This window comes from Pseudoalteromonas sp. SCQQ13 (assembly GCF_015864415.1).
Taxonomy (GTDB): domain Bacteria; phylum Pseudomonadota; class Gammaproteobacteria; order Enterobacterales; family Alteromonadaceae; genus Pseudoalteromonas; species Pseudoalteromonas nigrifaciens.
The window spans coordinates 34,702-54,860 of the sequence record NZ_JADYXG010000019.1 but is presented as its reverse complement, the minus strand read 5'-3'; the positions used below and the strand labels follow the sequence as shown (position 1 = coordinate 54,860).

Here is a 20,159-nt window from a genome sequence, read left to right as displayed (position 1 = left end):
TTCTCACTTATTATTGTTGCTCTATGTAACTCTCTTACATGATTGCAACAAAAACGCCGACAAGTTGCCAGCGTTATAAGATGAAATGCCGTAAATTAATGCCAGACTATAGGGTCAAATTGATAATAGTCCACCAGCAAGCGATAAATTTCAGGGTCATATCGGCGCAGTTCTGCCGGCTTCTCTAAAAAGGTTTCGGTGATCACCGCAAAAAACTCAGCCTCATTAGTCGCGCCATAACTATGAATAACATGCTCCATACTATAAGCAACATGACTTTTTAACTGGTTAAAGGCACGACTAAATACACGCCCCCATTCTTTATACTCGGCTGCTGTTTTAAGTAACGGCGTGCCGGTTGTTTTGCCGGTTTCTTGATCTAGCTGATGCGCAAATTCATGAAACACTAAATTATGGCCATCACTGGGTAATCTATTTCCCTCAAGAACGTCGTGCCAACTGAGTACTAATGTACCACCTGGCCACGACTCACCTAGCCTAATTGCATTATGATAGCTAACTAAGCCAGCGCTATCACGCGTTAACTGCGGCGCATAATAAGCACTTGGATAGAGGAGTATTTCTTTTACATTTTTGTAAAGTGGCCAAGGTTTATTGAGCACAAGCAAGCAGGCATCGGCTGCTACAATTAGCTTCATTGCACCTGTTAGTTTTAAGCCATCGCACCCTACAAAGCGTTTTTCACTTAAAAACCACATAATATGACGCTCTAACTTTGCTCTATCAGCATCGGTCATTTTTTTATAAATAGGCATACAACGCAGTAAAATATCTTTTTGCTGCGAATTAAGCTCAAGAGTTTTATATTTACGTTGCCATAATCTATTTTGAATAGCTGGCCAACGCCAAAAAATAACCACAAAAATAATTAAGATAACAATTAACAATCCATTTATCATGCTGATGCCTTCGCTCAATGTATACTCTCTATATGTGTGCGACTGAGGCACTTTTCAATTACATGATTTCGGTGCGATTACGGCCACCGTTTTTGGCTTTGTATAATGCCTGATCGGCTCCTGATAAAAGTCGGTCGTAATCGTCTATATTATTAGAATCAGAAACACCAAAACTCGCGGTTACTTGATGCAGCCCAGCAGCAATTACTGAAAAATCGTTATTTGCAATTTCTTCCCGTAATAGTTCACACATGAGTTTTGCTTCTGCTGCAGTTTTGTTAGGAAACACTAAGGTAAATTCCTCCCCGCCCCAGCGAGCTACTTGCTGCTCACCTTCGCAATGCGATTTGAGTATTTTGGCTATTTCACAAATAACTTTATCGCCAACAATATGTGACCAGCCATCGTTCACCCGCTTAAAGTGATCTATATCCATGATAGCAATAGCTAATATTTTATTTTGCTGCTTATAAGTGGCAAAATTTGCTGCTAACCAACTATCGAAAGCGCGCCGGTTTGGCATATCAGTAAGTTGGTCGTGAGTGGCTTGATAAGCAAAGGCGTTTGCCTGTTCTTGAAGGTCCTGTGTTTGCTTTTCTACTCGTTTAGTTAGCTCTGCCTCTACTTTTTTATAATGATATAAGCGGTACTTATAAATAGCATATATAGTGACTAAAAAAGTAAAAAACAGCATTAATTTAAAGCTCAACTTTTGCCAGTAATGTGCTTGAATTACAAAGCGAATTTCTTGCTCATTTTGCTGCCATTGTGTATTTGGATAACCGGCGCGCACCTTAAACGTATACTTACCTGCAGGTAAGTTGGTGTATTCTGCACCTGTGATGTGCTGGCGGTTTACCCACTCTTTATTAAAACCTTCTAACTGTGTTTGAAAACTTAAACGCTGCGGCATAATAAAACTCAAACCCGCATACTGAAAAGATAATCTTGAAACATTAGGCGGCAATAATACTGTTTCACCATCTAATGGGAGCGCTGTTGCTCTGCCGTTAACGCTAAAGCTCTCAATCATAGTAGGCAAATCTACTTTGCTTGATGCTTGCAATAACTCAGGTTTTAGCGCGCTTACTCCTTTTGCAGTAGCAAACCAAATGGTGCCATCTTTATGCACTGTTGCTGATGGGGTCGAGCCGCCATTAACTTGTGCACTGAGCATGCCATCGCCCTCGTCATAAAGTTGAAATACGAGTGGAATATTTATATTTTTTTGTTTTTCATCAAGAACATGATTAACGTGCTGGCGATCAACCTGAATAACCCCGCGGTTACTCGATAACCAAAATGAATCTTTATGAGCCACAATTTGAAATAACTTATCGACTGGCAGCCCTTGCTCCCGCCCTAAAATAGCCATTTTGCCTGCACTGTGCTCATAGCGCATTAATCCACGATCTGTCGTCATCCATGTGTAGTCGTCATCAAAATAAAAACCAAATCCATACTCGGCAGCAAATTGCGCTGGAAAGCTTATAGCACTAAATTGCTCAGTTAGTATATTAAACACCACAACCCCATTGCCGGTGCCAATCCAAACATTGCCTTTGTTATCTTCACTGAGTGCTAAAATAAAACCGCTAGGCAGCTCTTTTTCATTGGTAAATTGCACTAATGAGCCATCTTTTTCAACTCGCGTTAACCCCATAGCAGAGCCGATCCATAATCGCTGTTTGGAATCGAGTAATAGCCCTCTTACTTCGTTACTCCCAAGGCCATTACTACGATTTAAATAAGGCGTTATTTTATTATTACTGACCTTTAATACACCCGATGTATAAGTGCCTATCCATACATCGCCATCCTCGCCCTCCAGTAAACTCAATACCGAATAGGGAGAACCTTCTTTAGCACCTTCTATTTGAGTTACATTATTATTTTTAATTTTGTTAAGGCCGGCACTACTCCCTACCCATAAGCTACCATCGGAGTGCGATAATACCGTTCGCACGTAATCCCCTGCTAAACCCCGCTTAGTAGTCCAGGCGGTAAATGGCGCCTCCCTTAATCTAAACAGCCCGGCATTAGTGCCCACCCAAATACTGTTTTCTCTATCTTGTAATAAAGACAATATTCTATTAGCAGGGAGTCCGCCTTTCGCATCTAATTGCTCAAGCCCAGCCACACTGAGTCGAAAAATACCTTTATTAATAGTGCCAAACCATAAATCACCGTGGTTATCTTCTAATAAACTAGAAATAGACTCGACACTGAGCTGTGGATGGATGGCAGTAAATACTGCGTCTTTGAGAATATAAGCGCCGCGCTCACTGCCAATAATTAATTTCCCTTGGCGAGTAAGTAGTAGAGTATAAACTGCTGCATTGGGTAGCCCATCATCGGCTGTTATTAAGCTTGCTTGCTGATCAACAATTTTATATAAACCATCGCTAGTAGCAGCCCAAATAACGCCATTGGCATCCTCAAGCACACGATAGGCGCTAACATTATGAACAATGGCCTGATCGTGTTTACTATTAGCCCCGCGGTAAAATACGCCATCGTTTTCTAATGCCAGCCAAAACCCGTCATCGTTACTTTTAATTATGTGATTAACCATAGCTGAGGCACTCGGCTGAGTATTCCACTGTCTATATTGATATAAGCTGATACCACCTCTTGCACCGGCTATTAATAAGCCGCCGTCATCGGTAGGAGTAAGTGCACGAAGCCCTGAGTCGGGAAGATTATTTATTTCAGCGCGAGTAAATAGTTTAAATTCTTGGCCATTAAAGCGCGCTAAACCCTCCCATGTTGCTATCCATAAATAACCGTCTTGAGTTTGCGCTAAGCTATTAATACTATTGTGAGGCAGGCCTGAGCGGGTATTCCATGTTTCAAAAAAATAATCACTTAAAGGTAAACGAGTTTGTGACTGCACCTGACACGTGAACATGACGAAAAATACACATAAAATCCCTAAATGCTTCATCACTGCGACCTTTATAATTATTATTGATTAATTAGTATTACCCACTAAATTTAACGCAATCCTAAGTGATTAAAAACCAACCAAAACCAGCTAAACTAAGAAAATACTACCACAGCCTGCAGTAGCATTTCATTAACTAATCTTTACAAAAGTTATCAAATGTATCTTGTAAAATGTTTATAAACTTTGCTACGTGTAAACCATCCATTAAAGAGTGATGTACATCAATAGCTAAGGGCATAGTTTGCTGCTGTTTATTAAGCTGACCAAATACAAATTTAGGGATCCCTAAACATTTCCCTTCACTAAACGCATGCGAAAAAGCACTAAAATTTAGCCAAGGTAATACCGAAATATGAATTAAGTCGGCCTGCCCTTCGGTTTGTGCAAAGGCATCAGAAAATAAAGGCTGCGATTTAGCATTAAAACTAACTGCGCTGGCATGCACGGCAAACTCAGTAAAGTTGGCCTTATCACTAAAGTAACTAAACCTGAACGAGTCATCTGCTGCCAGCTCAACCACACTAGCGCGGGTGTTACTTAGTAGCCATGGCTTATCATTAATAATACGCAGCATAATTGGCGGGTACGCATGGCACGCTTTAAGTGTGGCATAAGTATAGGCCTGAAAAAAAGACAGCTGATGCGCTTTACAGTAATTATATAAGGCCTTTGCGTTTAGCTGTACACACACATTAAAGTAAGGTTGAGAAAAGTGTTTAAACAACTCAAAATGTTGTTTACGGGGCCAGCTATCAAAATCAATAGGCTGCATAGAAACAGGCGAAGAAGACATAGATAAATAAACACATAAAATAAAAAATTAAGTTTAACGTATAAACAAAAAAAAGGCGTGCAATTGCACGCCCTAATATTTACGGTTAACTTATTTAGCCGATTAAAGACCGTTTTTAAGGATCTCTTGTGCAAGCTCATCAGCAATTAAATGCGTAGATTTTTGCTCTTTTTCACTACGCGCAAAAATTTCAGTTAGGGTATCAAAAATACCTTCAACATGTTTATTTGACGCAGCAGCACTGTACCCTTCTGGTAGCGTTTCATAATAAACATTAATAATACCACCGGCGTTAATTACGTAATCTGGTGCATATAAAATACCTTTCTCACGAATAATTTCACCATGGCGCGATTGTGCCAACTGGTTATTGGCACAGCCTGCAATTATAGTAGCTTTAAGGCGCGGTATAGTTGCATCGTTTATAGTTGCACCTAGTGCACAAGGTGCGTACACGTCTACGTCTAAATCGTAAATTTCGTCAATGCCAACGGCTGTAGCACCAAATTCATTAACAACACGGTCAATTGCTGCTTGGTTAATATCAGTAACATATAGCTCAGCGCCTGCCTCTGACAAATGCTTACATAAAGTATAAGCAACAGTCCCTAACCCTTGTACTGCTACTTTAATACCAGCAAAGTTTTGATGACCACGCTGATGGTTTAATGCCGCTTTTATACCTAAAAACGTACCGTATGCTGTAAATGGTGATGGGTTACCACTTTTGCCTTCAAGGCCAAGTACATAACTGGTTTCTTTGTTCATCATTGCAACATCGTCGCAGTTGATATTTACATCTTCAGCAGAATAGTAGCTGCCGTTTAATCGCTCTAATTGACGACCAAAAGCACGGAATAATTGCTCAGATTTAATTTCTTTAGCATTACCAATAATCACAGATTTACCGCCACCAAATGGCAAGCGCGCAACTGCATTTTTATAGGTCATGCCTTTGGATAAACGCAGCACGTCGTAAACGGCATCTTCATCATTTGCATAATCCCACATTCTACATCCGCCCACTGCCGGACCTAGGTTAGTATTATGTACCGCAATTATTGCTTTTAAACCCGACTCTTTATCAGTACAAAAAACCACTTGTTCATGGTTATCAAATTCAACTTGATTAAACACAACCACTTTAAATACTCCGAAATAGTTAACCCTAAAGGGTATGCATGCATGAAATTGCCGAGACTTTATCACTTCGGATAACGCTTCGCTATACCACGAGAGGATAAACCCAAGCGCAAAACAGCATTGAATTAAATAGCCAGCTTTAATGGTAAGTGCACATAAAAATTCCACAAAGGTAAAGCAATCAAGTATTAAAAGCTAAAAATAACAAACACCGCAAGGTTTACGCTTACGTGAACGTAACGCAACTAATAACTGTAAAGTTTAAATTACACGCAAGCATAATATGCAAACGCTTATGCTACATAGGTTTGCCTTAAAAAGGGGGTGGTTTAAGAGAACTGGTCAGAGCTGTTCACTCTTTTGCTAAGCAAATTAAATTACGGGGAGTAGAACAGGTTATTTAACCTGAACTCTGGTTAAGAGATTTACTAACATATTGAATCATAGTTATATTTATCTTTATTTTCTCTAGCCAGAGATTTTCAGTGAAAACAAGACGAATTCACGCGTCAATAGCTGGCCTATTGCAAGTGAATTCAACGCAGTTAGCGCTGAAAATAGCTGCTTGAGATAGGTTTATTATCCAGAGATCAGGTTACTTAGTTTAAGTTAAACAAAAAGCGAGCACAGGGCTCGCTTTGTATATTAGTAAGTTAGATTACTTTAGCTTGCTATCTAGCTCTTCAATTTTAGCTTTCCAAATTGCAGGGCCTTGCGTATGCGCATTAGCACCTTCGCTATCAACAGCGACTGTTACCGGCATATCTTCTACTTCAAACTCGTAGATGGCTTCCATACCTAAATCTTCGAAAGCAACAACACGTGCTTTTTTAATTGCTTTAGATACTAAATACGCCGCGCCGCCAACTGCCATTAAGTACACTGACTTATGCTGCTTAATAGACTCAACCGTAGCAGGGCCACGCTCTGCTTTACCTATCATGCCTACAATACCGGTTTTTTCTAGCATCATATCGGTAAATTTATCCATACGCGTAGCCGTTGTCGGACCCGCTGGGCCAACTGCTTCGTCACGTACAGCATCTACTGGGCCTACGTAATAAATAAATTTATTATCAAAATCTACGCCTTTAGGTAAACCTTCGCCTGAGTTGATCATGTCTTGCAAACGCTTATGCGCGGCATCTCGACCCGTTAAAATAGTACCCGAAAGTAAAACAGTTTCACCCATTTTCCACTCTTGCACATCTTTTTTGGTCAAGGTATTTAAATCAACACGACGTGTGCCTTCGCCCACTTCAAAGGTTACTTGTGGCCAATCTTCTAACTTAGGTGCTTTTAGGTTTGCTGGGCCTGAACCATCAAGGGTAAAGTGTACGTGGCGAGTAGCCGCACAGTTAGGGATCATCACGACCGGTTTTGACGCTGCATGCGTTGGTGCTGTTTTAATTTTAACATCAACAACCGTTGTTAAACCGCCTAAGCCTTGTGCGCCAATACCTAATTTATTAGCACGTTCAAATATTTCTAAACGTAGCTTTTCTTCTGTGGTTTCTGCACCGCGTTCCATTAATTCATGAATATCTACCGGATCCATTAACGACTCTTTAGCCATTACTGCCGCTTTTTCAGCCGTACCACCAATACCTATACCTAGCATGCCAGGCGGACACCAGCCTGCGCCCATTGTAGGTAGCGTTTTTTCTACCCATTCTGCCACATCGTCAGATGGATTTAACATAACCATTTTACTTTTGTTTTCAGAGCCGCCGCCTTTAGCCGCTACCATTACTTCAACCTTACCGCCCGCTACTAAATCTATATGTACAACTGAAGGGGTATTGTCTTTGGTGTTTTTACGAGTACCTGCAGGGTCTGCAACAATAGAGGCGCGCAGCGGGTTGTCTGGATTTAAGTATGCACGGCGTGTGCCTTCATCAACCATTTGTTGAACGGTTAAATCGGTTTTATCCCAGTTAACATCCATACCTACTTTAACAAAACAGGTAATAATACCTGTGTCTTGGCAAAGCGGACGCTTGCCCTCAGCCGACATACGCGAGTTAATTAGAATTTGTGCGATGGCATCTTTTGCTGCTTTACTTTGTTCTTTGTTATAGGCTTTTTCAAGCGCTTGAACAAAATCAAGGGGATGATAGAAGGAAATATACTGCAAAGCATCTTCAATGCTATCTATAAAGTCTTGCTGACGGATTGTACTCATAGTGGTTCCTTAAGTTACCGTTACGCGGGGTCGCGTAAGCTATATCAAACCGGTGACGGTGGTTTGCACTGTTTTTAATTTGGGAAGCAACTAAACGCTGCCAAAAAAATTTGACTTATGATACCCTCCTCGCCCGTTTCGAGCCAGTTCTTAAAGGGGTAGTAAATGCTAAACAATAAAAATAATTGTATAAAATTAGCCATAACACAAAGCTGTATTGATGTATTTGCGCATTTTGCCCACTTGCCTTATGCCATTTTACTCGATTCGGCCAATAGTGAGCATGTAGACAGTCGTTTTGATATTATTGCCATCGAGCCCAAAAGCACACTGGAAGTACAAAACAACCTCAGTATTTTAAATAACCAACCCGATGCAAGAAGCTGCTTTGAAATAATGAACAGCGAACTGCTAAAACTTAATAACAACAAAGCGGCCAACAACCTACCCTTTAGTGGTGGCTGGCTGGGTTATTTGGGTTATGACTTAGGCCGCACACTTGAAAACCTCCCAAGTAGCGCTATAAACGATATAGACTTGCCACAAATGGCCGTTGGCTTGTACTTAGATGCACTCATATACGATAAACAACAAAACAGTTGGTTTTATATTGCCCAGCCTAAGGTTAATCGCTTAGCACTTTATCAGCAGTATTTAGCACAACCTGCCATTATGCCTAGCTTTGCACTTAAAACTGCGTGGCAATCTAATATGAGCCGCGCTGATTATGCGCAAAAATTTGCCGTAATTGAAGATTATTTAAAAACAGGCGATTGCTATCAAATAAATTTAGCACAACGTTTTAGTGCCCAATATGAAGGCTCGCCTTGGGCTGCCTACGTTAAATTAACAGCTGCGAATAAAGCGCCGTTTTCTAGCTTTATAAACCATCCGCAAGGCGCAATTTTGTCTATTTCTCCAGAGCGTTTTATATTAGTAAGCGATAATCAAGTGCAAACTAAGCCGATTAAAGGCACGTTACCGCGAAAAGCGGATCCGCAGCAAGACGCCCAACAAGCACAATTATTGGCAAACTCTGCCAAAGATCGCGCCGAAAATGTAATGATTGTTGATTTATTACGAAACGATTTAGGTAAAGTAGCCAAACCAGGATCGGTTCAGGTGCCCTCGTTATTTGCTATTGAGAGCTTTCCGGCGGTGCATCATTTAGTTAGTACCGTTACAGCTACATTGGCAGAGGGTAAAACGGCGGTTGATCAACTCGCTGCAGCATTTCCTGGGGGCTCGATTACTGGCGCGCCTAAAGTGAGAGCAATGGAGATTATTGAAGAACTTGAACCGCATCGTCGCAGTATTTATTGTGGTTCAATAGGCTATTTAAGTGCTTGTGGTAACATGGATACCAGCATTACTATTCGTACTTTAGTATGCCACGCTCAACAAATACACTGCTGGGCCGGTGGTGGCATAGTAGCTGATTCTAAAGTTGCATTGGAATATCAAGAAACATACGATAAAGTAAATAAAATACTTCCATTATTATAACAGTAGGTCGCTTTGAATAGTGAACACATTATAGCGCGGTTTCAGTTAAGCCCTACGGCAGCGCCAGATCAAGGAATAGATACCCCTAAAAAGCGTGCCAGCGCAGTCATGTTGCCGCTTATTGATGTAGATGATCATGCGCATATTTTACTGTGTAAGCGCCCTATTTATTTGCACCATCATCCCGGTGAAATTTGCTTGCCCGGTGGTAAGTTTGAAGCAAGTGATATTACGCTTCGCACTACTGCCCTGCGTGAACTACATGAAGAGCTAAATATTACGCCCAGTAATGTTAAAGTATTTGGCCAATTACCTTTGTACTCAACACTCACCGGCTTTAACATTAGCCCTTTTGTTGGCATGCTTAATAAACACACTATTTGGGAGAACGATCATAATGAGGTACAAGCTAGTTTTTTATTACCACTGCGTGATTTAACTAACGAGGCTAATTGGCAGCCCCTGCCTTTTCAGCGTTTTGGTAAAACCATTATTTTATATGGTTACAATACCCCACATGGTTTACTTTGGGGTGCAACTGCAAGCATCATTAAAAACTTTACAAAACAACTCGCCTTACCAGTTTAAATGTTCTTGATTAATGGTTACATAGTCACAATTTAGCGTTACTATACACGACCGTTCAAAAAAGCAGCCTAGTGCTGAGTAAACACAGAAGAGACACATTATGATAAGTGCATTTGATATGTTTAGTATTGGTATTGGCCCTTCTTCGTCACATACCGTTGGCCCAATGCGCGCATCTCGTTTATTTGTTAATGACCTACAAGAAAAACAATTATTAGCAAACGTTACCGACATTAAAGTAGAGCTATATGGATCGTTAGGCCAAACTGGTATTGGCCACGGCTCGGGTAAAGCAGTAATACTTGGCCTTGCTGGGTATGATCCTGAAACCATCGACGCCGATTTGGTTGATACTATTTTAGCCACAATTGAAAAAGAACAAGTTATTTATTTAAATCAAACGCATAAGGCTAAATTCCCAAAGCAAGGGGCTATTGTTTTTCACCGTCGTAAAACGCTACCTAAGCACTCTAATGCAATGGAAATTATTGCCTCTAATAATGGCGAGAAGGTTTATAGCCAAATTTATTACTCTATCGGCGGTGGCTTTATTGTTACCGATCAAGATTTTGAAAACGAAAAACAAGCAGCGCTTGATATTCGTGAAGAAAACCCTGCACCTTTTCCGTTTGGTAGCGCACAAGAATTACTGGAAATGTGTAAAGAGTCGGGTTTCAGTGTATCTACTTTAATGATGCATAACGAAAAAACACTACGCAGCGAAAACGACATTAAAGACGAGTTATTTAATATTTGGCAGGTAATGAAAGCCTGTATTGAGCGTGGTATGCGTACCGAAGGGATTTTACCAGGCGGTTTAAAAGTAAAACGTCGTGCTCCTAATTTACATTTAAAACTTAATGTTGAAGTAAGTAACGACCCCCTACGTGCTATGGATTGGGTCGACTTATTTGCTTTAGCTGTAAATGAAGAGAACGCCGCAGGCGGGCGTGTTGTAACCGCGCCTACCAATGGCGCAGCGGGTATTTTACCAGCAGTACTTATGTATTATCATACTTTTATAAAAGAAGTCGATCGCGATATAGTTACGCGTTATTTATTAACCGCCGCCGCTATCGGTATTTTATATAAAAAGAACGCCTCTATTTCGGGTGCCGAAGTCGGTTGCCAAGGTGAAGTGGGCGTGGCTTGCTCAATGGCTGCAGGCGCACTTACCGAAATTGTAGGTGGTAATGTAGTGCAAGTAGAAAATGCCGCCGAAATTGGCATGGAGCATAACTTAGGGCTTACGTGTGACCCAGTTGGTGGCTTAGTGCAAGTACCGTGTATTGAACGCAACGCCATGGGCGCGATAAAAGCAATTAATGCGTCACGCCTTGCAATTCGTGGTAGTGGTGAGCAAAAAGTATCACTCGATAAAGTGATTAAAACTATGCTCGAAACCGGTAACGATATGAAAACTAAATATAAAGAAACCGCTCGTGGTGGTTTAGCCGTTAATATAATTGAGTGTTAACACACTTAATTATAATTAAAAAAGGCGCCTGTTTAAAAACAGGCGCCTTTTTTTTTAGCTACTTTTAACAGTTAACAGTTAAGTATTAGATACCGAAACAATTATTTAACTGGCAATTCTATATCAGCAAATAACTTATCAACATCTTCTTGGTTGCGTAATAAGTTAGCACGCTCTACTCGCTCTTTTGTTAAGTGTGGTGCAAAGCGTTCAATAAAGTCATACATATAAGTGCGTAAAAAACTGCCTTTTCTAAAACCAATTTTAGTGGTACTCGCTTCAAATAAATGGCTGGCATCAATACACACTAAATCAGTATCACTGACCTGGTCAATCGCCATTGACGCAACCACTCCAACACCTAATCCTAAGCGTACATACGTTTTAATAACGTCGGCATCGGTGGCGGTAAATACTATGTGCGGCTCAAGCCCATGAGCACTAAATGCTTTATCTAGTTCTGAGCGGCCAGTAAAGCCAAATACATAAGTAATAAGCGGATATTTTGCAATATCAGCCACGGTTATACTATTGGCTTTTTTAGCTAATGGGTGGTCTTTTGCCACCACAATACTACGGTTCCAATGATAACAAGGCAGCATAACAAGGTCTGAATATAAGTGTAGCGCTTCTGTTGCAATAGCAAAGTCAGCATCGCCACGTGCAGCTGCATCTGATATTTGCTGCGGTGTACCTTGGTGCATATGAAGTGACACTGCGGGGTATTTTTTCATAAACCCTTTAATAACATTCGGCAATGCGTAACGTGCTTGGGTATGAGTAGTGGCAATATTAAGCTTACCTTGATCAGGTAAAGTATGCTCATGAGCAACCGCTTTAATACCTTCCACTTTTGAGAGGATTTCGCGCGATATATTAATGACTTCTTCACCGGCACTCGTTACATGCGTTAAATGTTTACCACTGCGACCAAAAATTTGAATACCTAACTCATCTTCAAGCATGCGCACTTGCTTAGAAATACCTGGTTGTGAGGTAAATAAACTTTCAGCTGTTGCTGAGACATTTAATTTATGATTTTGAACTTCTACAATATATCTAAGTTGTTGTAATTTCATAGCTATGTATTTTCGTTATTATTCGTTTTTGAGGGGGTAAATACTTTATCTTTAAAAACTGACCACCCGACAAATGGTAGGTTTTAATTGATAATATCGTATTTAATAAATATAGGCTTAGGCTAGCACAATAAATATACTTCAGATAGCAATGATTATCATATAAAGCATTAAGATTTAAACGCTTTCTTAGCCTGCTTTTATAGTTAATTAGCGCAAAGTTTTCCTGTTCTTATATATTTAATGTAAGATTGAGCAATTAGGTTTAGAACCCGAGAACTGTAACATGATCGTCTCTATTATAATTATACTCATTGTTGCTCTTATTGTGATTGCGCTTTGGGTAAGTGCGGTGCAACAGCATAAAGAAAAACAAGAAGCTGATCGCCGTAAAGAACTAACCAAACAAAAAGCTATCATTGAGGAAACCGAGGAAGTGTTAATGAATAACGCTAATATCCCGTTTTCAGATAACACACTTCGTGTTTTACAGCGTCGTAATCATGATGCGCTTAGTACCATGGTATCGCTTTCACCTGGTTCTAAAATATTAAAAAACCGTTTAAATGAAGCGAAAGAGCGTTTGAATAACCCAGTTCAAGGAAGCAATAGCGAATCGCTTTCACTGCCAAGTAACGATAAGCAATTGGTATCGCTAATACAGGGCATAAAAAAATTACGTATTATTCTACGCTCTGAGCACAATAAAGGTAACCTCGATAGCCAACTATTTGTAATTGAAGACAAACGAATGGAAAAACTGCAGTTACAAATAAATATTGAAAGCCAAATTAAACGTGGTTTATCGGCGCGCTCTGCAGGCATGGTAGGTTCAGCTAGGCAGTATTTTGAAAAAGCCCATGCTTCACTCAGTGCGGTATCGTATAGCGATCCATATGTAACTGCTAAATATCAAGAAGTAGAAGGCTACTTAGAAGCTATTAGTGTTGAGTTAAGAGCATCGAATGCCGATGCACTTAAAAAGAAAACTGAACAAGAGCAAGATGACCTAGACATATTGTTTGCTCCGAAAAAGAAATGGTAAATTAGTACTATAATTTATAAAAAAAGCCCATACAAAATTGTATGGGCTTTTTTTATTGATAGATAAATAAGTTTTTTAAGATAAAAATGCAAACTTAACAATAAACAATGCCGTTAAAATCCACACACTAATACTTACTTGATCCTTTTTACCGCATAATACCTTAACCGCAGTGTATGAAATAAACCCAAGCGCTATACCATGAGCAATAGAAAATGTCAGCGGGGTCATTAATAACACCACACTAACAGGAATGGCATCTGTCATGTCGTCCCAGTTTACAAACTTTAAGTTTTGTAGCATAAGTACCGAAACATATAAAATAGCACCGGCAGTGGCATACGCTGGCACCATTTGCGCTAGTGGCGCAAAAAACATCATCAATAAAAAACAAATACCCACAACAACGGCTGTTAAGCCTGTGCGTCCGCCTACAGAAACGCCAGCCACCGACTCTATGTAAGATGTAGTAGTAGATGTACCAAGCATTGCACCAGCAATAGTGGCAGTGCTATCAGCGCTAAGAGCGCGCCCTAAACGTGGCATATTGCCTTTTTCATCTGCAAGCCCTGCTTTTTGCGTGACTGCAACCAGGGTGCCTGAGGTATCAAATAAATCTACAAATAAAAATGCAAAAATAACACTCAACATTGAAAGCTCAAATGCCGCACTAAAATCAAGTTGCATAAAGGTTGGTAAAATTGACGGCGGCATAGACATAACCCCCTGATATTCAACCAAACCAAAAGCCAAAGCAATACCTGTTACCAGTAAAATACTAATTAACACACCACTTTTAAAATCGCGATATAACAATGCCGCAATCACAAAAAAACTTAAAATAGCAAGTAATGGCCCAGGTGCAGTAATATCACCTAGCTGCACTAAGGTTGCAGGGCTAGATACTATGATCCCTGCACTTTTAAGCGCAATTAGCGCCAAAAAAGCACCAATACCGGTCGCTATTGCTTGTTTTAGCACCAGTGGAATGGCATTAATAATCCACTCTCGTACTTTAAATAAACTTAAAAATAAAAATATACAACCCGACATAAACACAGCACCTAATGCCGCTTCCCAGGTATAGCCCATTCCTAAAACAACGCCATAGGTAAAAAAAGCATTTAATCCCATACCCGGCGCTAACGCTAACGGATAATTGGCCCATAGGCCCATAATAAAACAGCCTATTGCAGCTGCAATACATGTAGCTACAAACGCAGCGCCTTGATCCATTCCTGCTTGGGCAAGCATTGCTGGATTAACAAAAACAATATAAACCATAGTAATAAAAGTAGTCATACCGGCAACACATTCACGTTGTACTGAGGAATCATTTGCGCGGATTTTAAATAAGGCTTCGAGCATAACAAACTTAAGGTAGTAAAAAGTGGCGAGATTTTAGCATAAAAATAGCGAAATACCGGACATTTTACCTTGTTATGCATTAAGTTATTGAAGTAGCTGAAATAATAAATATGACACGGTAATACGTATGTACTTCAGGTTTTAAAAATAATAATTACCGTGCTTATATGCTGAGCAATCAGCTTTACTTTAACGTAAATAATAGAGCATAAAGTACTGTATAGGTGCTATTCGCCGCATAACTTTAATAAAAAATATAAATATATACCTAAAATATTAACGCTCTGTTTTTAATAGTTATTTTTGTTTTTTTATCCGTGTAAAAATTTAAAACTGAATGACTGTACAAATAATTAGCAAAAAAACACTTGCACCATAACACTGTATAAACTACTGTATATGGGTACTGTATAAAAACCCAGTGAGTGAGAAATTTATGTTACAGCCTATTACCGTAAGAACCGTTAAAAGTTATCAGCAAGACGATAAAAGTGATTGTGTAAATTTAATTCAAATTGAAGATGAAATTTCAGCAACCTTTGAATTGCTTAAAGTATTACACCAATACAACAGCTTAAATGCATGGACACTGCTGATTGCCCCCGACCATGTACCGAGTAAAGCCTTGCTTGATTCATGCTCCATTGACACCAGCAAATTACTGGTGATCAGGCAAAAACATTTAGTAAACTTAGAGTATGTACTTAGCTCGGCGCTGCACAACGGAAACTTTGCTGCGGTTATTACCTGGACTGATATTATTAATGATCAACAGCTGACACAGCTATCATTAAATTTAAGCACTACAAATACTAAGCTTTACTGTTTTACTAAAAATACTCACAACCTTGAGATACCACTAACTCAATAAGCTTGTTAAACTCGTGTTTTAAACACTTTATATTAATATTATGACCTCATTAACGACTTCTCCTTGCTTTTGTGGCAGCCAGCAAAATTATGCTGACTGCTGTGAACCACTTCATTTAGCATCAAAAATAGCTGAAACACCTGAGCAACTTATGCGTGCTCGCTACAGTGCATATGTACTTAAAAATGCAACTTATGTTTATCAAACTTATGCAAGTGAAAAACAGGCAGAAAACCCTGTAAAAGAGATTAAAGACTTTGCTGATAGCTGCCGCTTTATAAAGCTAACCGTCATCGACACTGAGCACGATGCAAGCGAAGGCTTTGTAACATTTAAAGTAAATTACTTTTACCAAAACCTATATTGCGAGTTGCACGAAAAGTCGTTGTTTATTAAACAAGATGGGCAGTGGCGCTACCTTGAAGGCACACTATTTCCGGTAGCCGATATTAAAATAAGCAGAAATGACAACTGCCCTTGCCAAAGTGGCAAAAAATATAAAAAGTGTCATAGCGTATAACAAACTGCAGCTGTGCGGTGAGTAAAGTAGGTAATTACAGGCACATGCCTAGGGTTGGCTGTTACAGGCGATGTGTATGGCTAAAATAAAATTTTACTTTCGAGCAACTATTGGCAATTTACATACCTATAGGCCTGTGTTAATAACTGCTCTACCGTATATTTTGGTATTGGGTTCGCTGCGCTTTAAAAGCACACTGTATTTCGCCCTTGTGCTTTAGCGGCGTACATTTTTTTATCTGCGCGTTGCAAAATATCCATGTTGCCTTCGTCTGATTGCAATAACGTAGCTCCACCTATACTTATAGTGACAAATTCAAACTCTGAGTACTTATGTAAAACACCTAAGCCATATATGTTATTTTTAATTTTTTCAGCAACACAGCGAGCGCCTTCCTCGTTGGTATGGGGTAGCACAACCACAAATTCTTCGCCGCCATATCGGGCAACAAAATCGCTTGGCCTTTGCAGGCTGTTAGCGATTGTTTGAGCAACTAAGTGTAAAACAACGTCGCCTTCTACGTGTCCATAAATATCGTTGTATTGCTTAAAGTAATCAATATCCATAAGTAATAAAGCATATTCTGTATTCTCTCTTAATGCACTCAATTGTATTTTATTAATATGAGTATCAAAATAACGACGGTTAAACACTTTAGTTAAGTCATCCAGAAACACTTTTTGACTTAATAAGTCATGTTGCAGCTTAATAGTTAAGTGCGCCCTTACTCTTCTGTATAAGGTTTCTGGGTTAATCGGTTTTTGAATAAAGTCTACCGCGCCCGCTTCCCAGCAGTCCTCTTCTTGATTTTCAAAGGAGGTAACAAATATAACGGGAATGTCTTGGGTTTGTGTCGTCGTTTTAAATTTTAAACAGGTTTCTATACCGCATATGCCATTCATTGAAATATCCAGCAGTACGATATCGGGAGTATTAGATTTACATATTTCAACTGCTTCTTCACCGCTGTTGGCGGTGTTAACAATAAAGTGCTTTGATAATATTTTTTTCAGTACAATTAAGCTAAGTAACTGATCATCAACAATGAGGACTTTTGAGGCTTTAAGGCTAAGTTTTAAATCGCTATCGGCATAATTTAATGGCATAAATACTACTGTTTTCTATAATTATCAACTAACACAGTATAATACAGTCTTATGTTATGCAAATGTATTAAAGTTGGGGTTTTTAATCAAACTTACAACCAAATATAAAAATGGCGATACAGAGTTGTTGTTAATTGTTTTAGAAAATCACGGCCATAATTTTCAGGGTAATACTGAAAGTAATGCTTGTACTTGAATGCTCAAGGTTTAAATCGCGTTTGTATAAACGTACAAACAAAAAATGGGCCACTAGGCCCATTTTAAAAATTACGCAAATTACTTTATAAGCGTCTTATTCGTCGTCATCCAAATCTGGTTGTTGACGTTGAGCTGGGCGCGCTAATATTTCTACATAAAAAGAAGTTAAGCTTTGCTTTTCTATTTCGCTTATATGATTACTAAGCTCTGCAACGTGCACTACTTGTGCATCTTCAGCGGTATTACCAAACTTACAATCAAACGCCCAGTAATCAGCATCGAGTGGTAGAGTTTTGTTACGCTCTCTTTTCAAATATTTTTTCACTTCATGCTTTGCGGCGTCAACCATACGAGGATATTTGATTTTCTCGTGATTTAGCGTGAATATTTTCTTCATTACGTTCCTAATTACCTTGGTTTAATGATAACGGCATTTAATGTCATACCATTTGAGCCTATTATAGCAATTGCATTTAATTTTTGGATGCTTTTTTTATATTAAATCAATTATTAATCCATTAATAAAATAAAGTATCGCTAAAATGCGCTTAAGTGTAGAGAGTTAGCGGCTTTATATTACAGACAAGTAACTTAATAGTTAGAGTGATGGCGCAATCGTTTGCCAAGTTCTATTAATATGATTGGTTATTGCAATATCAAAGCAGTTACAGCGTACGCTTTATAATTAAGCGCTTACTAAATGCAATGGGTGGTGAAGCGCATCATTATTTAGGCTTTCGTAAAAGGCAGCAGCATCGAGTTGCGGGTTAGATAGTTGCGTTTGTGTGTTATTTATACGCCTGCGCACTGCTAATTCACAATTATCACGCACCTGAAGCGGAATATGGCTTACATCATCTCTTATAAACAATGGTTCAGGGTTTAAACAGTGATTTAATTTAATATCGCTCATTCCAGCGCGTTCCCCTGCTTGCATTAATAGTGAGGCGTTAAACTGCCCTATCAAGATATCAAACTTATCTGGCGCTAAAAGTTGCTTTGGACCTGCTCCTATTTGTTTGCGAAGGGTATCTTCGCCAACAGTTGAATCTTCAATTTCTGTTTTTGGTAAATGGAATTGGCTAAAATCGAGTGCATCATGAGATAGCATAGCGAGTAAAAGCGCAAACTCTCCTCGGCGCTTTTCATGCACACTTTTATTAAGTCGAGTGTTGAGCTGACTCTCTGTGATTAACAAATCACCGATTTGCATAGACTTTAGCCGATTGAAGTAAGTAATACCTATTTATCGGCTTTATTTCATTTTTCTTTAGCTTTTTTCTTTACTTAAATACGATGTTTGCTATTATCAGCGCCGTTGCATTGGAGGGGTTCCCGAGCGGCCAAAGGGATCAGACTGTAAATCTGACGGCTCAGCCTTCGCTGGTTCGAATCCAGCTCCCTCCACCACTTTTCTTACCGCTAAGTTAAGTGGGGCCAAATGTAACAAAATTAGTGTGGAGGGGTTCCCGAGCGGCCAAAGGGATCAGACTGTAAATCTGACGGCTCAGCCTTCGCTGGTTCGAATCCAGCTCCCTCCACCACTTTTCTACTTATTTTCTACTTATATAGTTACTACATTCCTTGTTAGTAATCTCCGTGTTTTTTCTTAGTTAAACATTAAAATACCCATTGTAAACTCATACCATGCTGTTTTAGCCATAACGTACTTGCTTTATAGTCGGGACAAAATTGTGCTACGCGCTGCCAAAATGCTTTGCTATGATTTAAATGTCGTAAATGCGCCAGCTCATGCACTATTACATAATCAATAATGCTATGCGGTGCACCAATCAATAATAAGTTAAATGTTAACGCCCTTTTACTATTACAACTTCCCCATTTGCGTTTATAAACTGCAATATTTAAATCGTTAGGCAGCGCTTCTTGCATCAGCGTGCAAAAGTCATTAAGTCGCATTTCAATGTATGCGGTTAACTGCTCTTTTAAATACGCCTCTAAAAGTAATTGGTACTTTTGCTGCTGATGCTTAACACGAGCAGAAACGGTAATAAGCAGGCCATCTTGTTGGCGCTCCACTGTAGAGGTATTGCCTTGCTGAAACGTTAAATTAATTGCTTCTGAAAAAACCCAGATCTTTTTGTCCTTAAGTGGATACTGTTTTGTATCAACCAAAGTAAGCTGTTTTTGCAGCTGCGCCTCAACCCATGATTTTTTTTCTAATAACCAGTTATCGAGCACTTTTTTTTGTACGTGATGGGGGGCATATACCGTCACATTTTGATTATGCACTTTAATAGCAACGGTCTTTCGTCGGGTACTTATTTTTAGTTGGTAGGCAAACAAATTAATCTCTCACACTATACTAGCTAGGGGCTACTTTTCGTCTAATGGTTAGTTAATGCCGTGTTGTTTATTTATAGCTTAATAAGCAATCATAAAATTAACG

The 20,159-nt window shown here is 39.4% G+C and carries 17 protein-coding genes and 2 tRNA genes; 8 read left to right on the top strand and 11 right to left on the bottom strand.

Annotated features, from left to right (window positions below; all coding sequences use genetic code 11):
* Positions 1–95: 95 nt before the first annotated feature.
* The 5 genes from I6F41_RS14495 to I6F41_RS14475 all read right to left on the bottom strand — a co-directional run bounded on the left by I6F41_RS14495 (position 96) and on the right by I6F41_RS14475 (position 7,991).
* A complete protein-coding gene (locus I6F41_RS14495) occupies positions 96–920 on the bottom strand; it encodes a M90 family metallopeptidase (protein ID WP_011327855.1) in 825 nt (274 codons plus the stop codon).
* Between the two features lie 58 nt (positions 921–978).
* Entirely contained in the window at positions 979–3,867 is a 2,889-nt protein-coding gene (locus tag I6F41_RS14490) for a ligand-binding sensor domain-containing diguanylate cyclase (protein ID WP_197108676.1), read from the bottom strand.
* Positions 3,868–4,003: 136 nt separating this feature from the next.
* Complete coding sequence (locus I6F41_RS14485; RefSeq protein WP_080516808.1) at positions 4,004–4,642, bottom strand: chloramphenicol acetyltransferase; 639 nt, start codon at positions 4,640–4,642, stop codon at positions 4,004–4,006.
* 123 nt (positions 4,643–4,765) lie between these two features.
* Positions 4,766–5,806, bottom strand: a complete 1,041-nt coding sequence (locus I6F41_RS14480) for a Leu/Phe/Val dehydrogenase (RefSeq protein WP_089368020.1) — start codon at positions 5,804–5,806, stop codon at positions 4,766–4,768.
* A gap of 658 nt (positions 5,807–6,464) precedes the next feature.
* Positions 6,465–7,991: a fumarate hydratase gene (locus tag I6F41_RS14475; protein WP_011327851.1), complete on the bottom strand. Its 1,527-nt coding sequence runs from the start codon at positions 7,989–7,991 to the stop codon at positions 6,465–6,467.
* A gap of 165 nt (positions 7,992–8,156) precedes the next feature.
* Here I6F41_RS14475 and pabB point away from each other — a divergent pair, with 165 nt between their 5' ends.
* From pabB to I6F41_RS14460, 3 genes are all read left to right on the top strand, one after another.
* Positions 8,157–9,497 (top strand): aminodeoxychorismate synthase component I, encoded by a 1,341-nt coding sequence (gene pabB / locus I6F41_RS14470; RefSeq protein WP_089368018.1) that lies wholly within the window; start codon positions 8,157–8,159, stop codon positions 9,495–9,497.
* A gap of 12 nt (positions 9,498–9,509) precedes the next feature.
* Positions 9,510–10,085: an NUDIX hydrolase gene (locus I6F41_RS14465; RefSeq protein WP_011327849.1), complete on the top strand. Its 576-nt coding sequence runs from the start codon at positions 9,510–9,512 to the stop codon at positions 10,083–10,085.
* A gap of 100 nt (positions 10,086–10,185) precedes the next feature.
* Complete coding sequence (locus tag I6F41_RS14460) at positions 10,186–11,562, top strand: L-serine ammonia-lyase (protein WP_011327848.1); 1,377 nt, start codon at positions 10,186–10,188, stop codon at positions 11,560–11,562.
* Positions 11,563–11,663: 101 nt separating this feature from the next.
* Here the strand turns inward: I6F41_RS14460 and cysB are convergent, their stop codons facing one another.
* On the bottom strand, positions 11,664–12,641 hold the full coding sequence (cysB, locus tag I6F41_RS14455; RefSeq protein ID WP_011327847.1) for an HTH-type transcriptional regulator CysB: 978 nt from the start codon (positions 12,639–12,641) through the stop codon (positions 11,664–11,666).
* 286 nt (positions 12,642–12,927) lie between these two features.
* Here cysB and I6F41_RS14450 point away from each other — a divergent pair, with 286 nt between their 5' ends.
* On the top strand, positions 12,928–13,686 hold the full coding sequence (locus tag I6F41_RS14450; RefSeq protein ID WP_197108675.1) for a hypothetical protein: 759 nt from the start codon (positions 12,928–12,930) through the stop codon (positions 13,684–13,686).
* 75 nt (positions 13,687–13,761) lie between these two features.
* On the opposite strand, the gene I6F41_RS14445 is transcribed toward I6F41_RS14450, so the two are convergent.
* Positions 13,762–15,054, bottom strand: a complete 1,293-nt coding sequence (locus I6F41_RS14445; RefSeq protein ID WP_050754470.1) for an NCS2 family permease — start codon at positions 15,052–15,054, stop codon at positions 13,762–13,764.
* Positions 15,055–15,490: 436 nt separating this feature from the next.
* On the opposite strand from I6F41_RS14445, the gene I6F41_RS14440 reads away from it, so the two are divergent.
* Both I6F41_RS14440 and I6F41_RS14435 read left to right on the top strand, forming a co-directional pair.
* Positions 15,491–15,925, top strand: a complete 435-nt coding sequence (locus I6F41_RS14440) for a SulA-like leucine-rich domain-containing protein (RefSeq protein ID WP_011327844.1) — start codon at positions 15,491–15,493, stop codon at positions 15,923–15,925.
* A gap of 40 nt (positions 15,926–15,965) precedes the next feature.
* Entirely contained in the window at positions 15,966–16,445 is a 480-nt protein-coding gene (locus tag I6F41_RS14435; protein ID WP_011327843.1) for a YchJ family protein, read from the top strand.
* Between the two features lie 185 nt (positions 16,446–16,630).
* Here the strand turns inward: I6F41_RS14435 and I6F41_RS14430 are convergent, their stop codons facing one another.
* The 3 genes from I6F41_RS14430 to I6F41_RS14420 form a co-directional block, all read right to left on the bottom strand.
* The gene (locus I6F41_RS14430; RefSeq protein ID WP_197108674.1) at positions 16,631–17,551 is read right to left on the bottom strand and encodes a GGDEF domain-containing response regulator; all 921 of its coding nucleotides are present in this window, start codon (positions 17,549–17,551) and stop codon (positions 16,631–16,633) included.
* Between the two features lie 292 nt (positions 17,552–17,843).
* Positions 17,844–18,146 (bottom strand): DUF6172 family protein, encoded by a 303-nt coding sequence (locus tag I6F41_RS14425; protein WP_011327840.1) that lies wholly within the window; start codon positions 18,144–18,146, stop codon positions 17,844–17,846.
* Positions 18,147–18,434: 288 nt separating this feature from the next.
* On the bottom strand, positions 18,435–18,962 hold the full coding sequence (locus I6F41_RS14420) for a VC2046/SO_2500 family protein (protein WP_011327839.1): 528 nt from the start codon (positions 18,960–18,962) through the stop codon (positions 18,435–18,437).
* Positions 18,963–19,074: 112 nt separating this feature from the next.
* Here I6F41_RS14420 and I6F41_RS14415 point away from each other — a divergent pair.
* A tRNA-Tyr gene (locus I6F41_RS14415) sits at positions 19,075–19,159 on the top strand.
* A 49-nt stretch (positions 19,160–19,208) separates the two neighbouring features.
* Positions 19,209–19,293 (top strand) — tRNA-Tyr (locus I6F41_RS14410).
* Between the two features lie 76 nt (positions 19,294–19,369).
* On the opposite strand, the gene I6F41_RS14405 is transcribed toward I6F41_RS14410, so the two are convergent.
* A complete protein-coding gene (locus tag I6F41_RS14405; protein ID WP_197108673.1) occupies positions 19,370–20,056 on the bottom strand; it encodes a M48 family metallopeptidase in 687 nt (228 codons plus the stop codon).
* Positions 20,057–20,159: the final 103 nt, after the last annotated feature.

Coding starts and splice junctions, on each gene's coding strand:
- I6F41_RS14445 (WP_050754470.1), bottom strand. CDS start 15,054: ATGCTCGAAGCCTTATTTAAAATCCGCGCAAATGATTCCTCAGTACAA.
- cysB (WP_011327847.1), bottom strand. CDS start 12,641: ATGAAATTACAACAACTTAGATATATTGTAGAAGTTCAAAATCATAAA.
- I6F41_RS14435 (WP_011327843.1), top strand. CDS start 15,966: ATGACCTCATTAACGACTTCTCCTTGCTTTTGTGGCAGCCAGCAAAAT.
- I6F41_RS14425 (WP_011327840.1), bottom strand. CDS start 18,146: ATGAAGAAAATATTCACGCTAAATCACGAGAAAATCAAATATCCTCGT.
- I6F41_RS14490 (WP_197108676.1), bottom strand. CDS start 3,867: ATGAAGCATTTAGGGATTTTATGTGTATTTTTCGTCATGTTCACGTGT.
- I6F41_RS14430 (WP_197108674.1), bottom strand. CDS start 17,551: ATGCCATTAAATTATGCCGATAGCGATTTAAAACTTAGCCTTAAAGCC.
- I6F41_RS14495 (WP_011327855.1), bottom strand. CDS start 920: ATGATAAATGGATTGTTAATTGTTATCTTAATTATTTTTGTGGTTATT.
- I6F41_RS14485 (WP_080516808.1), bottom strand. CDS start 4,642: ATGCAGCCTATTGATTTTGATAGCTGGCCCCGTAAACAACATTTTGAG.
- pabB (WP_089368018.1), top strand. CDS start 8,157: ATGCTAAACAATAAAAATAATTGTATAAAATTAGCCATAACACAAAGC.
- I6F41_RS14475 (WP_011327851.1), bottom strand. CDS start 7,991: ATGAGTACAATCCGTCAGCAAGACTTTATAGATAGCATTGAAGATGCT.
- I6F41_RS14420 (WP_011327839.1), bottom strand. CDS start 18,962: ATGCAAATCGGTGATTTGTTAATCACAGAGAGTCAGCTCAACACTCGA.
- I6F41_RS14440 (WP_011327844.1), top strand. CDS start 15,491: ATGTTACAGCCTATTACCGTAAGAACCGTTAAAAGTTATCAGCAAGAC.
- I6F41_RS14450 (WP_197108675.1), top strand. CDS start 12,928: ATGATCGTCTCTATTATAATTATACTCATTGTTGCTCTTATTGTGATT.
- I6F41_RS14460 (WP_011327848.1), top strand. CDS start 10,186: ATGATAAGTGCATTTGATATGTTTAGTATTGGTATTGGCCCTTCTTCG.